The organism is Microbacterium daqui, assembly GCF_050408675.1.
GTDB lineage: Bacteria > Actinomycetota > Actinomycetes > Actinomycetales > Microbacteriaceae > Microbacterium.
The window spans coordinates 1-17921 of sequence record NZ_JBNTKF010000033.1 but is presented as its reverse complement, the minus strand read 5'-3'; the positions used below and the strand labels follow the sequence as shown (position 1 = coordinate 17921).

Below are 17921 nucleotides of genomic sequence, written 5' to 3'. Positions count from 1 at the left end.
CTCCAACGACGACCGAGCCGCCGCCTTGACGACCTGGCTCGACCACTACAACCTAGACAGGCACCACCTCGGCATCGGAGGCAAGACCCCCATCGACCGAATCAACAACGGTCGAGGTCAGTACATCTAGCGGGTGCGTTCTAGTACCCGATAAGCAGCAACGGGATCGCGACGAGTAAGCCCCACCCGATTGCGTGTGCGGCGCCCAGTGCGATACCGGTGATGGCCATCCATCGATTCGACTCCCCGGTTTTGTTCATGCGATTGAGCGCAACGATGCCGAGGGGAATCGCGACCGGAAACATGCCCAGAAGACCCGTGATGAAGGATCCGATGGCCATGCCGTTCGCGGCTTGGACGTTCGCCCCCTGCGGGTACGCGTTGATGATGTTCTGCTGTGGGCCGGGGTAACCCGAGTTGCCGAAATACGTGCCCGCGGGCGAACCCGGGTACTGCGGAGCGGCTTGCGGAGCGTATTGCTGTGAGAACTGCGGGGCAAGCGGAACCTGTGGCTCGCTTGTCGACGAAATTGGTTGTACCGGAACAGCCGCGGGCGGTGTCAGCGGTGTCTCAAAATCGCTTGCCATAGCGTTACCCCTCAGTACGCTCCAAAGCCGTGTCAATCAGCTCGGTAATAAGCTCAGCGTACGTCATTCCTGAGGCGATCCAGCACTTCGGGAACATGGAGATCGGTGTGAATCCGGGCATCGTGTTGAGCTCGTTGACCACCGGTCCGTCGGCGGTGAGGAAGAAGTCCACGCGCGCGAGGCCCAAGCCATCAACAGCTTCGAATGCCGCCACCGCAGTCTCCTGCAACGCACGCATTTCGTCATCCGTCATCGCTGCCGGGCACACAATGTCAACACCATCGCCGCCGAGGTACTTGCCCTCAAAGTCATAGAACGAGCGGGTCGTCAATACGATTTCACCGGCAAGCGAAGCACGTGCGGGCGCACCGCCGCGCCCCTCGAGCACGCCAACCTCGACCTCACGGCCGCTGATGCCCTGCTCGACGAGCACCTTGGAGTCTTCAGCCAGCGCGATGCGCATGGCTTCGTCGAACTCGCTCATGTCGCTGACGCGCGAAACGCCAACGCTCGAGCCTGCGCGCGCCGGCTTCACAAAGACAGGCAACGCGTATTCGCTTGCCCGGGCGCGAACGCCCTCGGCGTTCTGTGCCCACTCGCGTGCCGTAGTCGTGAAACCGGGCGACACGGCGATTCCAGCCGCCTCGAGGGCGATCTTCATGAAGTGCTTGTCCATGCTGATCGCCGACCCGAGCACCCCACCCCCCGCGTACGGGAGCCCCAGGATGTCAAGGAAGCCCTGCATGGTTCCGTCTTCGCCGTGGACGCCGTGAAGAATCGGCAGCACGACGTCGACCTCACCAAGTGCGCGCACCGTTCCGTCGGCTTCACGCACGCTCAGCGTGCGGTCATCGGCACCTTCTGGCCAAATGATGCGGGTGCCGTTGTCGACGATTTCCGGGAGGTTTGCAGCGTCAAGCTGAAACTTCCCGGGGTTGTCTTCTTCGAGCACGAACGTGCCGTTGCGGGTGATGCCGATCGGAATTACCGCGAAGCGGTCGCGATCAATGGCCCGAAGCACTCCGCCCGCTGTTGCGGAACTGATTGAATGCTCGCTGGAGCGCCCGCCGAAGAGCACCGCCACCACCTGCTTGGCCATACTGCGTCCTCTCCCCCTTCGGGGTGTCATCATCGGTGGTCAGATGCGGCGCGATATCGCGCGGGTTCATCTGCCCGTCCAAAACCATCTTTACCTGGCGCACGATGGGCATATCAACGCCCACCTCTTTCGCCAGCTGCAGCACCGGAGCGACGGATGCGAGACCCTCCGCCGTCTGGTTCATCTGCTTAACAACGTCTCTCATGCTGTAGCCCTGGCCCAAGAGGCGACCCGCGGTGTTGTTGCGGCTGAGCGGCGACTGGCACGTCGCGATCAGGTCGCCGAGACCCGCGAGGCCCTGCAGAGTCTCCGGCTCAGCACCGTACGCCACCGCGAAATCGGTCATCTCAACGAGGCCGCGCGTGATGATCGACGCTTTGGTGTTTTCGCCGTAGCCAACGCCGTCGACGATGCCAATGGCAACCGCGATCAGGTTTTTCAGCACGCCACCGAACTCGGTGCCGGTCACGTCGGTGTTCACGAACGTGCGGAAGTATCTGTTGCTCGCAAGGCGGGCGACCGCTTCGGCCGTCTCCCGGCTGGTCGAAGAGATAACGGCAGCGGTGGGCTGCTCGCGTGCAATCTCCAGCGCCAAGTTCGGGCCGGATGCCACGGCGATACGCGCCGGATCAATCCTTAGCTCTTGCTCGATGACCTGGCTCATGCGCAGGCCGGACGACTTCTCGACACCCTTCATCAGGCTGATGATGGGAGCATCGGAACCAGCAATGAGCGGGCGAATCGCCTTCAGATTCTCTCGGGCGGTTTGGCTCGGAATCGACAGAAAGATCTGTTCGGCGCCATCCAGGGCCTCCGACAGATGCGGCGTTGCCGTCATCGAACGGGGCAGGTTAATGCCGGGCAGGTACTGGCTGTTGCGCTTGCTCTCACGAATTTCGAGCGCCTGCTCAGGTCGACGCGCCCACATCGTGACGTTGCTGCCGCCATCAGCAAGGATCTTGCCGAACGTGGTTCCCCAGCTACCGGCGCCGATGACTGCGACCTTCGGCGCTGTCATAGGCTTACGACTCATAATTGCCAGTTTCTTTCTGGTTGTGCTTGCTCGGATCCCAGCGCTCGGCGGGGGCCTTCTCGTTTCGCAATTTCTCCACGAGAGCAGTGATCTCGTTCATCAGCAGAGTAGTCGCTTCAGCGAGCGCACGGGAGTCTCGTTCGCGCCCCTCGTATGCCGACAGGTCGATAGCTTCACCCACCAGGAAGACAGACTTCTTGCGTAGCGGCCACAGCGAGAACTTGCCGTAGCGCGGCATGATCTTTTCGCTACCCCAGTGCGCGGCGGGAATCAACGGCACACCGGCTTCGAGAGCGAGACGCACGGCGCCGGTCTTGCCACGCATTGGCCAGAGATCAGGGTCGCGCGTGAGGGTGCCTTCGGGATACACAATGACGCCGCGACCGGTTGCGGCCAGGTTTTCCGCGGCGTCAAGCGTCTGCCGCGCACCAAGGCTGGTCGACTCGCGCTGCACCGGGATCATCTGCGTGACGCGCAGAATCCTCCCGAGCACGGGAACCTTAAACAGGCTGGCCTTTGCCATGAAGCGCGGGGCACGCCCCATGCGCCAGACCGAAACCGCCACAATGAGCGGATCGAACTCCGACATGTGGTTGGGCGCGAGAACGTATGCGCCGTCTTTCGGCAACTCGCCGAGACGCTTCGTCTTCGTGATCAGCGAGACGAGCGGGACGGCGATAGCGGAAAGCGGCCAGAACCAGCTGAGCTTGCTCTTCTCCGGTGAAACGGACATCAGGTCAGATTAACCGACGACGTCGAAGTCAGCGCCAAGCGCGGTCAGCTTGTCGAGGAACTTCTCGTAGCCGCGGCGAATGATGCCAATGTTGCGTACCACCGATTCGCCCTCAGCCGTGAGCGCCGCGAGCACGTGGCTGTACCCACCACGGAGGTCCGGAACCACGATGTCGGCACCGTGCAGAGGCGTCGGACCGTTGACAACGGCCGCCTGCTCGAGCATGCGGCGCGGAACGCGACGCGGGCCGTCTTGCAGACCGTGCGGGTGCACGACGATGTTGGCGCCCATCTGGTTGAGTGCGCTCGTGAATCCGAAACGGTTCTCGTAGACCGTCTCGTGCACGATCGACTCGCCGTGTGCCTGGGTCAATGCCACGATGAGCGGCTGCTGCCAGTCGGTCATGAAGCCGGGGTGCACGTCGGTTTCGACCGTGACAGCGCGCATGTCGCCATCACGACGGAACAGAATGCCGTCTTCGCGCACATCGAAGTCGCCACCCATGCGGCGAATCACGTTGAGGAAGGTCAGCATGTCGGGCTGGCGCGCACCCTCGACGAAGATTTCGCCGTCAGTCGCGAGTGCAGCGGCTGCCCAGCTGGCGGCTTCGTTACGGTCGAAGATCGAACGGTGGTCGTAGCCGCGCAGCGTCTTGACGCCCTCGATGAGGATGACGCGGTTGGGTTCGATCGAGATGATCGCGCCCATCTTCTGCAGTACGGCAATGAGATCCATGATCTCGGGCTCGATCGCGGCGTTCTTCAGCTCCGTGACACCCTCAGCACGCGTTGCCGTGAGCAGAACCTGCTCGGTAGCGCCGACGCTCGGGTACGGGAGGTGAATGTTGGCACCGCGCAGGCCGTTGGGAGCCGACAGGCGAATACCGCTCGGCTGCTTCTCAACAACGGCGCCGAACTTACGCAGGGCGTCAAGGTGGAAGTCAATCGGACGGTCGCCAATGCGGCAGCCGCCAAGGTCAGGAATGAACGCCTGGCCGAGGCGGTGCAACAGCGGGCCGCAAAACAGAATCGGAATTCGCGACGAACCGGCGTGCGCGTCGATCTCTTCAAAGTGAGCCGACTCAACATTTGCCGGGTCAAGGAGCAGCGAGCCCTCTTCCGGACCCTCGGTCACCGAGACACCGTGCACCTCAAGAAGCGAACGCACGACAGCGACATCGGAGATGCCGGGCACATCGCGCAGCACTGAGGCGGATTCACCCAGGAGAGCCGCAACCATCGCCTTCGTGACGAGGTTCTTTGCGCCCTTAACGGAGACGCGGCCCGACAGCGGTTGTCCGCCACGAATGGCGAGGATCTCCTCGCCTCCTGAACTTGGTGCTCCAGACGATGAAACGGTGTTCAGGGTCATACTGCGTGCCTCACTGTGCGGGCGAAGCCTGCACCGGTAGGGTGCGGGGCTTCCAGGATTCTCGTTTCGCCTCGTAGGCGGCGATCTTGTCTTCGTTCCGGAGAGTCAACCCGATGTCGTCGAGTCCCTCCAGGAGCCTCCACCTAGTGTAATCGTCGATTTGGAAGGAGACGCTGAGCGCGCCCACAGTTGCGGTGCGATCTTCCAGGTTGACGGTCATCTCACAGCCAGGGTTCGCGTCAATCTCGGCCCAGATCTTTTCCAGGTCTTCTTCCGTAATGATGCCGGTCAGCAGGCCCTGCTTGCCCGAGTTTCCGCGGAAGATGTCAGCGAAACGGGGGCTCAGCACGACGTTGAAGCCAAAGTCGCGCAACGCCCAAACGGCGTGCTCGCGGCTCGACCCGGTACCAAAGTCAGGGCCGGCCACGAGAATCGACGCCCCCTGGAACTCGGGCTTGTTGAGCACGAACTCCGGGTCTTGGCGCCAGCCGTGGAAGAGCGCGTCTTCGAAGCCCGTCTTGGTGACGCGCTTAAGGAAGACCGCGGGGATGATCTGGTCGGTGTCAACGTTCGAGCGCTTCAGGGGCGCAGCGATTCCGGTGTGGGTCGTGAACTTTTCCATGTCTTACACCTCTGCCATCTCGGTGACGGTCGTTTCCAGGTCGCTCGGGCTCGACAGCGTGCCGCGAATCGCGGTAGCTGCGGCAACGAGCGGCGAAACCAGGTGCGTGCGACCGCCCTTACCCTGGCGTCCTTCAAAGTTACGGTTCGACGTCGACGCGCAACGCTCACCGGGCGCCAGCTGGTCGGGGTTCATGCCGAGGCACATCGAGCAACCGGCGAAGCGCCACTCGGCACCGAACTCTTCAACAATCTTGTCGATGCCTTCGGCTTCTGCCTCGAGGCGCACGCGAGCGGAACCCGGAACAACCATCACCCGAACGCCGTCCGCCTTCTTGTGACCCTTGATGACCGAGGCGAAGGCGCGGAGGTCTTCGATGCGGCTGTTGGTGCACGAGCCCATGAAGACGGCGTCAACGGCAACGTCCTTCAGCTTGGTTCCGGGCTTCAGGTCCATGTATTCGAGTGCGCGCTCAGCGGCTGCGCGCTCGTTGGGGTCAGCGACGTCGGCGGGGTTCGGAACCACGTCGGAGAGCGAAGCGCCCTGGCCGGGGTTGGTACCCCACGTCACGAACGGCTCGAGCGTGTCGGCGTCGATGAAGACCTCGGCGTCAAACGTTGCGCCCTCATCGGTCGGCAGGGTCTTCCAGTAGGCAACCGCGTCATCCCAGTCCTGGCCCTTGGGCGCGTGGTCGCGACCCTCAAGGTAGTCAAAGGTGATCTGATCGGGGGCGACCATACCGGCGCGGGCACCCGCTTCGATCGACATGTTGCAGATCGTCATGCGGCCCTCCATGGAGAGCGCACGAATCGCAGAACCACGGTACTCGAGCACGTAGCCCTGGCCACCACCGGTTCCGATCTTCGCAATCACCGCGAGAATGATGTCTTTTGCGGTGACGCCGGGCTTCAGCGTGCCGTCAACGTTAATCGCCATCGTCTTGAAGGGCTTCAGCGGGAGCGTCTGGGTCGCCATGACGTGCTCGACCTCGCTCGTGCCGATACCAAACGCCATGGCGCCGAACGCACCGTGCGTCGAGGTGTGCGAGTCGCCACACACGACCGTGATGCCGGGCATCGTGAGACCGAGCTGCGGGCCGACAACGTGCACAATGCCCTGCTCTTTGTCGCCGAGCGAGTGCAAGCGAACACCGAACTCGGCGGCGTTGCGGCGCAGCGTTTCGATCTGCGTGCGGCTTGTGAGGTCGGCAATCGGCTTGTCGATGTCAAGCGTCGGGGTGTTGTGGTCTTCCGTCGCGATCGTCAGGTCAAGACGGCGCAGCGGGCGACCTTCCGCACGCAGGCCATCGAAAGCCTGCGGGCTGGTGACCTCGTGAACGAGGTGCAGGTCGATGTAAATCAGGTCGGGTTGACCCTCTTCACCCTTCACGACAAGGTGGTTGTCCCACACCTTCTCGGCGAGGGTTTGGGGACGGGAAACGGCAGCAGTGCTCATGCAGATCTCCAAGAAAATTTGTGTGTGGGCCGCAGCGATACTCCGCGACGAGGAGGCCAGCTGAAACTAGGACTCGTCGCGGCTGCTAAGGAGGAGGATTGCGCCACGCACATCGTCAGGCTACCACCGTCAGAACGCGCCTCCGTTCGCGCCTTAACGTCACGACACATGACATAAGTCGCCATTCGCCGTAACAGGAGTACATATGCCAGCACGCGCGACTCCCCCGGTGTCAATCTGGTGTCGTCCTCATCGATTCAAGGAGCACAATGACCGTTCAGAAGGATCTGGGGTTTTCGACGCAACAATTGCATGTCGGAACCACCGCGGCCCCCTCGACGCCGCGCGCGCTGCCCATTCATCTGACGGCGGGTTTCACGTTCGACAGTTTTGAACAGGGCGTCGCGCACTTCGGCGAGGGCACCGGCTACGGCTACACCCGCACCGGCAACCCGACAATCGACGCGGTGGAAGAAAAGCTCACGGCACTGGAGGGCGGAACCAGGGCGCTGCTGGTTGGTAGCGGACAGGCCGCGGTATCGACCGCTGTGCTGGCGCTCGCCGGCGCTGGCGACCACATCGTCAGCTCGACGCACATTTACGAAGGTTCCCGCGGGCTCTTCCTTGACCTGCTCCCCCGTCTCGGCATCACCGTCACGTTCATCGACGACATTGCGGACCCCGAGGCGTGGCGTGCGGCGATCACCGACAACACCAAGATTCTGTTTGGCGAGTCGATCTCGAACGCGGCAAACCTACTGTTTGATGTTGCCGCCGTCGCCGCGATCGGTCGCGAATACGGCATTCCGCTCATCATCGACAACACCTTCGCAACGCCCTACCTGTTCCGTCCGCTCGAGCACGGTGCCGCACTGTCAGTGCACTCGACGAGCAAGTTCTTGTCGGGGCAGGGGTCTGTGATCGGGGGCGTGATCGTGGATGGCGGAACCTTTGACGCCGACGTATACGGAGCGCGCTTCCCGCATCTGGTTACGAAGAGCCGCCTCGGCGGCGCAAGCTACACGGAGAAGTACGGTGCAGACACGTTTGTTGGCTACGCAAAAGAAAGCGTTGCCCCGCGCATCGGGCCCACGATCTCACCGCTCAGCGCGTTCCTCATCGGCCAGGGTGCAGAAACGCTGAGCCTGCGCGTACGTGAGCTCTCTCGTCAAGCGCTGGCCGTAGCGAAGTACCTCGCACAGCACCCGGCGGTCGAGTCTGTCGACTACGTGGGGCTGGAGAACCATCCCTCTCACGAACTCGCGCAGACGCTGTTGCCCCGCGGCTATGGTTCCGTGTTCTCATTCACGTTGCGGGGCGGGCGCGATGCTGCCGCACACGTCGTCAACAACGTGCAGACGTTCACGCACATGACGCACCTCGGTGATGTGCGCTCGCTCGTGCTGCACCCGGAGACGACGTCGCATGCGTTCCGTACACCCGAGGAGCGCGCCGAGGTCGGCGTATACCCGGGCACATTGCGCGTATCGATTGGCTTGGAAGACATCGACGACCTGATCGCTGATCTCGATCGCGTTCTCTAAGTTCAAAAACGAAGCAGGCCTCCTCCGCGTCAATCACGGAGGAGGCCTGCTGTCGTCAGCGTGTTACGGCTTCAAATAGTCTTCGTCAGCATTCTTGTCGCCGTCGACTGCGCTCGGGGCAACCGACGATTCGTTGAGTTGCGCTTCGCCCTCGGCGACCGCCGAGGCGCCCGCAACCGGCGTGACCGAGGTCTTCGGTGCACGACGCTCGTCGCGACGCGAAGCGATGAGGCTTGCGATGGTGGCAACGATGAGCGATCCGAAGATCACCGTCAGCGACAACCATGTCGGGACCTCAGGAACGGGGAAACCTTCGCCGTTGTTGAGGAACGGCAGGTCGTTGACGTGCAGCGCGTGCAGGATCAGCTTGACACCGATGAATGCCAGAATGACGGCGATACCGATGTGCAGGTAGCGCAGCTTCTCGAGCATGCCACCGAGCAGGAAGTACAGCTGGCGCAGACCCATGAGGGCGAAGATGTTGGCCGTCAGCACGATGAAGAACTCGTGCGTGATGCCGAGGATCGCCGGAATCGAGTCGATCGCAAACATCAGGTCGGTGAGACCGATCGCGACGAAGACGACCAGCATCGGCGTGAACATCTTCTTGCCGTCAACGACGGTGCGGAGCTTAGATCCATCGAATTCGTCGGTGATTTCAACGCGACGGCGCAAGAACGTGATGATCTTGCTTTCCTTGGCTTCTTCGTCGTCATGGCTGTTGTCGAAGGCCTGCTTGTACGCCGTCCACAGCAGGAAGACACCGAAGAGGTAGAAGACCGGCGAGAACGCGTTGATGAGCGTCACGCCGAGGAAGATGAACCCGGCGCGCAGCACGAGCGCGATGATGATGCCCACCATGAGCACCTCTTGCTGCAGGCGACGTGGCACCCGGAACTGCGTCATGATCAACACGAAGACAAACAGGTTGTCGATTGAGAGGCTGTATTCGGTTGCCCAACCGGCGACGAAGAGGCCAGCCCAGTCCCATCCGGCGATGAGGCCGAGGACCGCGGCGAAGATCAGCGCGAGGGTGACGTAGAAGACGACCCACAGCGTGGACTCCTTGGCAGACGGTACGTGCGGTCGCTTGATAATCAGCAGGAGGTCGGCGATCAGAATCAGCGTCAGAACCACCAGGGATCCGATTTCAAACCAAAGCGGAATCGTAAAGGCGCCGGCCTGCGCTGTGTCTTCCCCCCCGGCAGCTGCGAGGACTGTCAGAGAATGTGCGAGCACCATGAATGCCTTCCGGAAGATACGTCAAGGGATCGAAAGTCTCTCCCCCGCGTGACGCGGCGCACACCCGGAGCGATGCTCGTGTTGACGAATGTGCATTGATGGGATACTCCCCTTCGCCCGTCAAGAATACCGTGCCTGTGCCTGACCAATAGCCACATGTCGTCCACAACGACCGAAAAGATTCTGAGACGATCACTACAGATGACACACCCGATAGTGAGAGACAGCTCCGCGAGATAAGGAAAAGCTGTGGACACAACGACAACAGACGCCGACCTGGTCGCCCGGGCCGCGAGCGGAAGCGAACATGCCTTCCGCGAGCTTTACCAGCGCTATGTACGGCCGGTCTACTGGATCGCGCACGGACTCTTAAGGAACGCTGCCGATGCGGAAGACATCGCCCAAGAGACGTTTGTTGTCGCCTGGAAAAAGCTCCCCGGATTCGTGCTGGAGGGCGAATCGCTGTTGCCGTGGCTCGCCACCATTTGCCGCTACCAAGCGTCAAACCGGATGCGTTCACGACGCCGCGAAGAGGCCCACCGCAGCGGTGAGGCCGACGACATGACCCCGTCGACGATCAACGTCGAAGATCAGGTCATTAGCCGTGACTACGCCGAAACGATCCTCAAGGAGCTTGCCGCTTTGAGTGAACTGGATAGAGAAATCTTCCGGCTCTGCGCTACCGAAGGCTACGCCTACGCGGCAGCCGCAGAAGAACTCAAAGTGACATCAGGAACCGTCCGCAATCGCCTCTCCCGCATACGCACACGCCTGCGGACAGCTGTAAGTGAATCGGAAGTCTCATGAACGACGAAGCGACCCGAACCCCTATCGTTCTCCCAGAACTCTCTAACGACTCCATCGCGCGCATGGAAGACGGCATCTTCCAGCGCATTGGCGAGCAGCGCACGGCTTCGGTCGCGCGCGCCAAGCGCAAGCGCAGCCACACGATTATGTGGTCCGCCGCTGCCGCAACCGTTGTCGTTGCCGGCGCTGCCGTGGTTCCGTCTCTCCTGAACGTGGGCGGAACCAGCGCTGGCGACTCAGCGATGAGTAGCGTTCCTGAGATGGCTGGCGGGGCTGACATGGACAGCGGTTCGGTTACACGCAACGACATGTCGGTTGAAGCGCCATTGGCGATGGACGGCGGTGGCGAAACGTCGTACGACAGCAAGAGCACATCGTCGACGACGGTCGAGCCGCAGGTCATTACGACGGCGAACCTCGGGATTACCGTGACTAACGTCGAGAAGTCGGTCGCAGACATCACGGCGATCACGACGGCGCTCAGTGGCTACGTATCGTCGCAGAACATCGGCACCTCCGGCTACGGGTATGACTACGCCACCGATGCGGAGAAGGCATCAGCGCCGCTCACGCCCACGTCCGGATGGATCAGCATTCGCATTCCGGAAGCATCCGTCGACGACGCCATCACTCAGCTACAGGCAATTGGCACTGTGACGTCGACCACCATCGACCGCTACGACGTCACCCAGCAGAGCGTCGACCTCAAGGCACGCGTCTCGTCGCTTGAGGCCAGCGTTGCTCGCTTGGAAGAGCTGATGAAGCAGTCCGGCTCGGTTGGCGATCTGATCACCGCCGAAGCTGCACTGAGCCAGCGTCAGGCTGAGCTCGAATCGCTCCAGCAGCAGCTCGACTCACTCACCGACCAGGTGTCGATGTCGACGATCTCGATCGACCTGCGCACCGAGAGCGTGACGGTTGACGCCGACCCCGACGGGTTCGCCGACGGCCTGCTCGCCGGTTGGAACGGTCTGATCGCCGCGTTCAACGGCATCATCATCGCCCTCGGTTTCGCACTCCCCTGGCTCATCGTTGTCGGTGTCGTCGGCCTCATCATCTGGCTGATCGTGCGGGCACGCCGCTCGCGTCGACGCGGTGACTCGAACGGCACCGTCAGCCGGGTCGCGGACGAAGCTTAAGACCAGGGTTCGCGCTGGCGGGACNCATCTGGCTGATCGTGCGGGCACGCCGCTCGCGTCGACGCGGTGACTCGAACGGCACCGTCAGCCGGGTCGCGGACGAAGCTTAAGACCAGGGTTCGCGCTGGCGGGACCAGCGCGAACCCTTCTGCCGGCCCCCTCGGAATCTCGCTCCGAGGGGGCCTTTTCTGTTGCGTTGGCGCTTTGCTCCTTGTGCTTTGCTCCTTGTGCTTTGTGTGCCCTCGCGACCCCTGTTGGTGCCGGCGCGCTTAGGCTGGCGGAATGGCGATCAAGTATGCAACTGAGGCACGAAACGACACGGGCGGCAACGGAACCAGTCGCGTCATCGACGGAATGGAAGTTGCCGTATCGTCGCCGCTGTCGGCGACACCCGACGCCGACGCGACAAACCCCGAGCAACTCTTAGCGCTTGCCTGGGCTACGTGCCTCAACTCGACCGCGCAGGCGATTGTGGAGCGTGCCAAGCGCACCAGCGTGCGCGTCACGATCGAACTGCACGATCTTCTGCCTGACGTTGGGTATGTGTTCGAAGTCGATGCCTATCTGTCTGTCGAAGGTGCCGACCTCGACGAGACCGAGCGCGTTCTCGCCGCCGCTCACGCGCGCTGCCCGGTTTCGAAGCTCCTCCACGCAGCCACAACCGTGCGCGTACACGCCGAGGCTTTCGACGCCAAGTAGCGCGGCGATCGTCATTCCGTTCTCCTCGGTTGCTCCGCTCCCTTGGTTCCGCTCTCGTGGTTCCGTTCTCGCGGCTCCGCTCCCTTGGTTCCGCTCTCGTGGTTCCGAGCTCCTCCTGGTGCCGGTCTACAGCGTTATGCACGAGCGAATTTTGTTACGCACGAGCGGACGGCCTGAAAGACCCGAAAATGCGGCGTGTCGCGGGGTTTTGGCGGTTTCAATCGTGCGTAACGAGAACGGCTCGTGCATAACGCTGAAACGGGACGGAACCACGGGGCTGGGCAACGGCCAGCAACGGAACCACGAACCACGGGCTGGGCAACGGCGGGCAGCGGAACCACGGGGCTGGGTGGCGAGGGCAGGCGCCGCGACCGCGATCTTTGCCAATACGTAGCCCTGCCGCTCGGCAGCAACATTCCGGGCAACGCAAAAACCCCCGACCAGATGGTCGAGGGTTTTTGATGTTGTGTGACCCCAGCGGGATTCGAACCCGCGTTACCGCCGTGAGAGGGCGGCGTACTAGGCCGCTATACGATGGGGCCGTATGTAAGACTTTCTGCCCTTCGGCTTTCTGTCTCGCGACAACTATTCGAGTATGCCATGTCTGCGACAGTCACACAAAATCGACTCCCGATTTCGCGCGCGCCGCGCGTGTCGAGCGCTTGCCTCCCGCGAAATTACGCGGTTTGATCGAGTCATGCGCATCACGAAGTACGAGCACGCGACGGTCACGATCGACACCGATGAATCGCGCCTGGTCATCGATCCGGGCGGATTCCTGACCTCGCTCACCGACTTCGCAAACATCGCGGCCGTCGTCGTCACCCACGTGCATCCCGACCACTGCTCCCCCGCGAATCTGCAGCGCATCAGTGAACTGAACCCCGAGGTTCCGATCTATGCGCCGACGGCAGTCGCCACGACGGTGCCGGGCGTCAACGTGATCGCCGTAAGCCCGGGCGACGTCATCACGCACGACGCCTTCACGCTTGAATTCTTCGGCGGCACGCACGCCGTCATTCATGAGTCGATCCCCGTCATCGGCAACGTCGGTGTGCTCGTCAACGACCAGTTCTACTACCCGGGCGACTCCTACGCGCTGCCCGGCGACAAAGACGTCACGGTTCTCGCTGCGCCGCTCGGTGCGCCGTGGCTCAAGATCGGCGACGCCACCGACTTCGTGCTCGACGTCGCACCCCGCTACTGCTTCGGCACACACGACATGACACTGTCTGACGTCGGCCACGGCATGCACCACGACCGCCTCGACTGGGCGACGCAGCAGGGCGGCGGCCAATACCTGCCGCTCGCGCCGGGCGAAGCCATCGACCTCTGATGGCTGACTCCCCCGCCGCCGACTTTCCCATCACCGAAAACCTCGTGCGCACGCTGTTGCGCAACGCCCACCTCGACTACGCCGAAGAGCCGCTGAGCCTCGCGTTCGCCGGGTGGGACAACGAAATGTGGCGCCTCGGCACGACCCGTGCCGTGCGGTTGCCGCGGCGTGAGCTTTCTGTTCCCCTCATTGATCACGAGCAGCTCGTGTTGTCGCGCATTGCCGCGCTGTTGCGCCCGGCGGGAGTGCAGGTTCCAGAACCATTGGCTGCGATGCCGGCAACGGAACCATTTGCACGGCCCTGGTCTGTGGTTCCGTGGTTTGGTGGTTCCGCCGCGCTGCACCAGCCCCGCGCTGCGCGCACGGCGTGGGCCGCGAAGCTCGCTGAGGCCCTCGCCGCGTTGCACGTCGCCGCTGACGCTGACGCACCGGCCAACCCAGTGCGTGGGCAAGCCCTGCAAACGCGTGACGGGGCGGTGCGCGAAAGGCTGGCCATGACTGTGTTCCCGCCCCGGGTGCTCGCAGCGTGGGAAGACGCGTTGTCGACACCGGAGTGGCCACACGCGCCGGTCTGGGTTCACGGCGACCTCCACGCCGGCAACATCGTGGTCGACGGCCCCCATCTCGTGGCTCTCGTCGACTTCGGTGACGTCACATCCGGCGACCCGGCGTACGACCTCGCCGCCGCGTGGATTGTGTTTGACGCTGCCGGCCGACGCGAATTCATCGCCGCATCAGCCCACGTCGACGCCGACACCTGGGTGCGTGCACGCGGGTGGGCTGCGGCAATCGCGGTCACGCTGACCGTGCTCAGCGACGATCGCCCTGACTACGCCGCTCTCGGTGCCGAGATCGTTGCGGAGCTCGTCGCCGAGAGCTAAGGCATCGGCAGGCCGGAGCCGATCGGCCACACCTCGAGACGCTTATCGTTCAGCACCCGTTGAGCCTTCACTGTTTTCCATGACAACTGTCGATACCCCGGGAACTCCATCGACGCGAAACAGCTTCGCATCGGGGCCGTTGGCAAGCACCCCGTGATCGCGACGCCATGTTGCTCCCCCATGTTGGGGAGGTCTTCCGCGCTGATTTCCGCCGCAGTGCCCGATGCCACCGGGGACGGCGTCGTGCCCCACTGCACGGCCAGCGTCACAACGGCGGCTATTGCGAATCCCGCGACCGCCGACAGAATCTTGGTGCGTTTTGAGCGGGTTTCTCGTTCGGGCTTCGGAGGCGCCAGCTCGAATACCTGCGCCCCTGTCTCTGGCGCACCGTCATGAACCGCGGTTGGTTCCGTAGCCTTCTCTGAAACCTGACCCGGAGGTTCCGGAACCATCGCTGACGGCGCGAGCGCTGGTTCCGGTGCTTCCGCAGGCAGCTGGGCGGCGGCGCGGCGGCGTTGATCCAACGCGGCAAACCGCGCCTGCGCAGCGGCGTCCGGTGCCGCTCCCGGCGAAAACAACGCGCGAGTCAGTCCGGCAAGCTCGGCTTCTTCGTCGGGCGTCAACGCAGACATGTCCTTCACCCTACCGACCGGCAACGCGAAGGCGGGCTCAAGCGCGTGGCATCCGTAGAATGGGTTCGGTGACTAGCGTGTGGACCGAGAACTCCCCCAACCTCGTGATTCACGGCGACAATCTCGACCTGATCCGCACGCTGCCCGACGAGTCTTTCCAGCTGATTTACCTGGATCCGCCGTTCAATACCGGCAAGAAGCAGACCCGCCAGAACGTTTCGTCGCTGCGGCACACCGGTGGGAGCCGTGTGGGGTTCCGCGGCTCGTCGTACACGAACGTGCGCAAGACCGTGTCGACGTTCAACGACGATTTTGAAGACTATTGGGCGTTTCTTGAACCGCGGCTTGAAGAGGCCTGGAGACTGCTCGCGCCAACCGGAACGCTCTACCTGCACCTCGACTACCGCGAATCGCACTACGCGAAGGTGTTGCTCGATGCGTTGTTCGGCCGCGATTGCTTTCTCAACGAGATCATTTGGGCCTACGACTATGGTGCGCGCACGAAGTCGAAGTGGCCGGCGAAGCACGACAACATTCTGGTGTACGTGAAGGATCCGAAGCGCTATCACTTCAACAGCGCCGAGGTCGACCGCGAGCCCTACATGGCACCGACCCTCGTGAGTGCCGAGAACGCCGCAAACGGCAAGCTACCGACCGATGTGTGGTGGCACACGATTGTCTCCCCCACCGGCCGCGAAAAGACCGGCTACGCGACGCAGAAGCCCGAAGGAGTACTGCGCCGCATCGTGCAGGCATCGAGCAACCCCGGCGACTGGGTGCTCGACTTCTTTGCCGGCAGCGGAACCTTGGGTGCGGTCGCGGCAAAGCTCGGCCGCCGCTTCGTGCTGATTGATAACAACGCCGAGGCCATTTCGGTCATGGCCAAGCGCCTCGGCGATGGCTCAGCGGCACCCATCGACTTCGTCGAGTACCCCGGCGCCGCCGAGCGCCGCGCCTAGCGCAGCCAGCCGACCCAACCGGCTGACCCCCAGCCCGGCCGAGCCAATCAGCTGGCCCGCCCACGCGCCCAATCAGACGGCCGGCCCAGTCGAACCGATGGTTCCACCTGCCCCCGCGGCCATCAACAACTACCGTTTTGCACGATCAGAACCGGTGCACACGCAAAAAGTGCCACACCAGCCCCACCAATCACATGAGTCACACATGTGCGTGCAGAACGGTCGCTATTGGCGTGGTTAACTCGTATATTCATACTAAAAAACCTTTGCTTTACACGAACATCTGTACTAAAATGAGGGCATGAGCAATCCGCACCTGATCCCGCTTCTAGAGGCAGTCGCGTCTCTCGAAGCGGCGTGGGCTGATGCGGATTGTGGGGCCGATCTGAGCCGCCAACAACTGTTGGCGGTGAACTCCGCGATGGGTATCGTGCAGCGTCGCTTCGATGGGTTGCGTGCGGAGGTTGCCGCCGGAATCGATCATGAGTCGCGGCCCGAGTTGGGGCCCGATGGCCTGGCGAAGCAGCAGGGGTTTCGCAACTCTGCAACCCTGATTGCGGCCGGCATCGGCAGTTCGACAGGCGATGCTGCAAAGCTCACGAAGCTCGGCAAAGCGACCGCGCCACGCTCGAACCTCTTAGGCGATCGGCTGCCCGCGAAGTATCCGGCCGTTGAGGCCGCTATCCATCACGGCAAAATTGCCGCGGATGCAGGTTCATTGATCGTTAGCACACTCAACGATGCGCGACTCCACGTCAATGTCGAACGCATCACTGAAGCCGAAACGCTCCTGGTCGAGAAGGCCGCCGGGCTGACACTCGATGAGGTCCGCAAGCTCGTTACTCATGCCGCAGCCTGGCTGAACCCTGATGGTGTCGAACCGCGTGAAGAAGAAGCCCGTGCCACCCGGTCCCTCACGATGTTCGAGCGCGACGGATCCCTGTTTCTGAACCTCAAAACCGACGTCGCCTCGGGCGCGCCAGTGAAAGCCGCGATCGAGGCCTGGGTAGCCACGGTTTTCCAGGCCCGACAGAACGACCCGCACGGCGACACCACAGATGAAGGCGGTGTAGACCGCCGCACGGTCGCGATGATCCGAGCCGACGCCCTCACCGCGATCTGTGAACACGTCGCCGAATGCGACAACAACGGACTCCCCCTCGCTGGAGCCACCGTCATCGTGCGCGTCGCGCTCGACGACCTCAGCGACGGCACTGGCCTCGCGACGATCGATGGCACAGATCAGCCGATCAGCGTCACCACCTGCCGCCAAATAGCCGCCAGCGGGGGCGTCATCCCCGTAGTGCTCGGCTCCGCGGGTGAAATCCTCGACTGGGGTCGCGAGAAGCGACTATTCACCCGCGCACAACGCCTCGCACTCGTCGAACGAGACGGCGGATGCGTGATGTGCGGGTTACCACCTCAAATGACCAAGGCACATCACATTCGATGGTGGCTCCGAGATACCGGACCAACAGATCTCAGCAACGGGGTGCTGCTTTGTACCAGTTGCCACCACCGCATTCACGACAATGGCTGGGAAGTTCAGGTCGAAGGCATCACTCGCGCATCAAAAGTGTGGATCATCCCACCCACAAGCGTCGACCCCGCCCAAACCCCACGACTCAGCGGCCGCGCCCGAACCAGCATTGCGGCTTAACCGGCTCTTCACGAACGAGGGTGTAGTGGGTTGAGCGCGTCGCTGGCTGGGTAGGGGTCGAGGTCTCCCGGAGGATGGAAGTTCTTCACGCTCACCATCCCGAAAGACCTCGACGTGCTCCA

The 17921-nt window shown here is 62.7% G+C and carries 18 protein-coding genes, 1 tRNA gene and 1 pseudogene; 10 read left to right on the top strand and 10 right to left on the bottom strand.

All coding sequences use genetic code 11. The features are described 5' to 3' along the window. A pseudogene (locus ACQUSY_RS12950) lies at positions 1-130 on the top strand (IS481 family transposase); the annotation flags it as partial. Positions 131-140: 10 nt separating this feature from the next. Here the strand turns inward: ACQUSY_RS12950 and ACQUSY_RS12945 are convergent. The 7 genes from ACQUSY_RS12945 to leuC are packed head-to-tail and all read right to left on the bottom strand — an operon-like array spanning position 141 to position 6900. Continuing rightward, positions 141-587 (bottom strand): DUF4190 domain-containing protein, encoded by a 447-nt coding sequence (locus ACQUSY_RS12945; RefSeq protein ID WP_428904860.1) that lies wholly within the window; start codon positions 585-587, stop codon positions 141-143. 4 nt (positions 588-591) lie between these two features. Next, on the bottom strand, positions 592-1686 hold the full coding sequence (locus ACQUSY_RS12940; RefSeq protein WP_428904859.1) for a D-alanine--D-alanine ligase family protein: 1095 nt from the start codon (positions 1684-1686) through the stop codon (positions 592-594). Then, positions 1592-2719, bottom strand: a complete 1128-nt coding sequence (locus ACQUSY_RS12935; RefSeq protein WP_428904858.1) for an NAD(P)H-dependent glycerol-3-phosphate dehydrogenase — start codon at positions 2717-2719, stop codon at positions 1592-1594. The genes ACQUSY_RS12940 and ACQUSY_RS12935 overlap by 95 nt, the downstream gene beginning before the upstream one ends. Beyond that, positions 2709-3452 (bottom strand): lysophospholipid acyltransferase family protein, encoded by a 744-nt coding sequence (locus tag ACQUSY_RS12930; RefSeq protein ID WP_428904857.1) that lies wholly within the window; start codon positions 3450-3452, stop codon positions 2709-2711. The genes ACQUSY_RS12935 and ACQUSY_RS12930 overlap by 11 nt, the downstream gene beginning before the upstream one ends. A gap of 9 nt (positions 3453-3461) precedes the next feature. Then, positions 3462-4823 (bottom strand): UDP-N-acetylglucosamine 1-carboxyvinyltransferase, encoded by a 1362-nt coding sequence (gene murA, locus ACQUSY_RS12925; RefSeq protein WP_428904856.1) that lies wholly within the window; start codon positions 4821-4823, stop codon positions 3462-3464. A gap of 10 nt (positions 4824-4833) precedes the next feature. After that, the gene (gene leuD, locus ACQUSY_RS12920) at positions 4834-5445 is read right to left on the bottom strand and encodes a 3-isopropylmalate dehydratase small subunit (RefSeq protein WP_428904855.1); all 612 of its coding nucleotides are present in this window, start codon (positions 5443-5445) and stop codon (positions 4834-4836) included. Between the two features lie 3 nt (positions 5446-5448). Beyond that, on the bottom strand, positions 5449-6900 hold the full coding sequence (gene leuC / locus ACQUSY_RS12915) for a 3-isopropylmalate dehydratase large subunit (protein WP_428904854.1): 1452 nt from the start codon (positions 6898-6900) through the stop codon (positions 5449-5451). Positions 6901-7169: 269 nt separating this feature from the next. Between leuC and ACQUSY_RS12910 the strand changes: the two genes are divergently transcribed. Next, positions 7170-8444, top strand: coding sequence for an O-acetylhomoserine aminocarboxypropyltransferase/cysteine synthase family protein (locus tag ACQUSY_RS12910; protein WP_428904853.1), 1275 nt, complete (start codon positions 7170-7172; stop codon positions 8442-8444). 63 nt (positions 8445-8507) lie between these two features. Here ACQUSY_RS12910 and ACQUSY_RS12905 read toward each other — a convergent pair whose 3' ends face one another. Next, the gene (locus ACQUSY_RS12905) at positions 8508-9686 is read right to left on the bottom strand and encodes a TerC family protein (protein ID WP_428904852.1); all 1179 of its coding nucleotides are present in this window, start codon (positions 9684-9686) and stop codon (positions 8508-8510) included. Positions 9687-9935: 249 nt separating this feature from the next. Between ACQUSY_RS12905 and ACQUSY_RS12900 the strand changes: the two genes are divergently transcribed. The 4 genes from ACQUSY_RS12900 to ACQUSY_RS12885 all read left to right on the top strand — a co-directional run bounded on the left by ACQUSY_RS12900 (position 9936) and on the right by ACQUSY_RS12885 (position 12793). Then, entirely contained in the window at positions 9936-10493 is a 558-nt protein-coding gene (locus ACQUSY_RS12900) for an RNA polymerase sigma factor (RefSeq protein ID WP_428904851.1), read from the top strand. Continuing rightward, on the top strand, positions 10490-11632 hold the full coding sequence (locus ACQUSY_RS12895) for a DUF4349 domain-containing protein (protein ID WP_428904850.1): 1143 nt from the start codon (positions 10490-10492) through the stop codon (positions 11630-11632). The genes ACQUSY_RS12900 and ACQUSY_RS12895 overlap by 4 nt, the downstream gene beginning before the upstream one ends. A 282-nt stretch (positions 11633-11914) precedes the next feature. Beyond that, positions 11915-12331 (top strand): OsmC family protein, encoded by a 417-nt coding sequence (locus ACQUSY_RS12890; RefSeq protein WP_428904849.1) that lies wholly within the window; start codon positions 11915-11917, stop codon positions 12329-12331. Between the two features lie 243 nt (positions 12332-12574). Next, positions 12575-12793 (top strand): hypothetical protein, encoded by a 219-nt coding sequence (locus tag ACQUSY_RS12885; RefSeq protein WP_428904848.1) that lies wholly within the window; start codon positions 12575-12577, stop codon positions 12791-12793. A 7-nt stretch (positions 12794-12800) separates the two neighbouring features. On the opposite strand, the gene ACQUSY_RS12880 is transcribed toward ACQUSY_RS12885, so the two are convergent. Further along, positions 12801-12873 (bottom strand) — tRNA-Glu (locus tag ACQUSY_RS12880). Positions 12874-13028: 155 nt separating this feature from the next. Here ACQUSY_RS12880 and ACQUSY_RS12875 point away from each other — a divergent pair. Together ACQUSY_RS12875 and ACQUSY_RS12870 are read left to right on the top strand one after the other, a co-directional pair. Beyond that, positions 13029-13667 (top strand): MBL fold metallo-hydrolase, encoded by a 639-nt coding sequence (locus ACQUSY_RS12875; RefSeq protein ID WP_428904847.1) that lies wholly within the window; start codon positions 13029-13031, stop codon positions 13665-13667. Beyond that, complete coding sequence (locus ACQUSY_RS12870; protein ID WP_428904846.1) at positions 13667-14548, top strand: phosphotransferase; 882 nt, start codon at positions 13667-13669, stop codon at positions 14546-14548. The genes ACQUSY_RS12875 and ACQUSY_RS12870 overlap by 1 nt, the downstream gene beginning before the upstream one ends. Here ACQUSY_RS12870 and ACQUSY_RS12865 read toward each other — a convergent pair. Continuing rightward, positions 14545-15180, bottom strand: coding sequence for a hypothetical protein (locus tag ACQUSY_RS12865; RefSeq protein ID WP_428904845.1), 636 nt, complete (start codon positions 15178-15180; stop codon positions 14545-14547). The two genes, ACQUSY_RS12870 and ACQUSY_RS12865, sit on opposite strands and share 4 nt — an antisense overlap. A 59-nt stretch (positions 15181-15239) precedes the next feature. Here ACQUSY_RS12865 and ACQUSY_RS12860 point away from each other — a divergent pair, with 59 nt between their 5' ends. Both ACQUSY_RS12860 and ACQUSY_RS12855 read left to right on the top strand, forming a co-directional pair. Beyond that, complete coding sequence (locus ACQUSY_RS12860; RefSeq protein WP_428904844.1) at positions 15240-16139, top strand: DNA-methyltransferase; 900 nt, start codon at positions 15240-15242, stop codon at positions 16137-16139. A gap of 301 nt (positions 16140-16440) precedes the next feature. Beyond that, the gene (locus tag ACQUSY_RS12855; protein ID WP_428904843.1) at positions 16441-17799 is read left to right on the top strand and encodes an HNH endonuclease; all 1359 of its coding nucleotides are present in this window, start codon (positions 16441-16443) and stop codon (positions 17797-17799) included. Positions 17800-17921 lie beyond the last annotated feature (122 nt).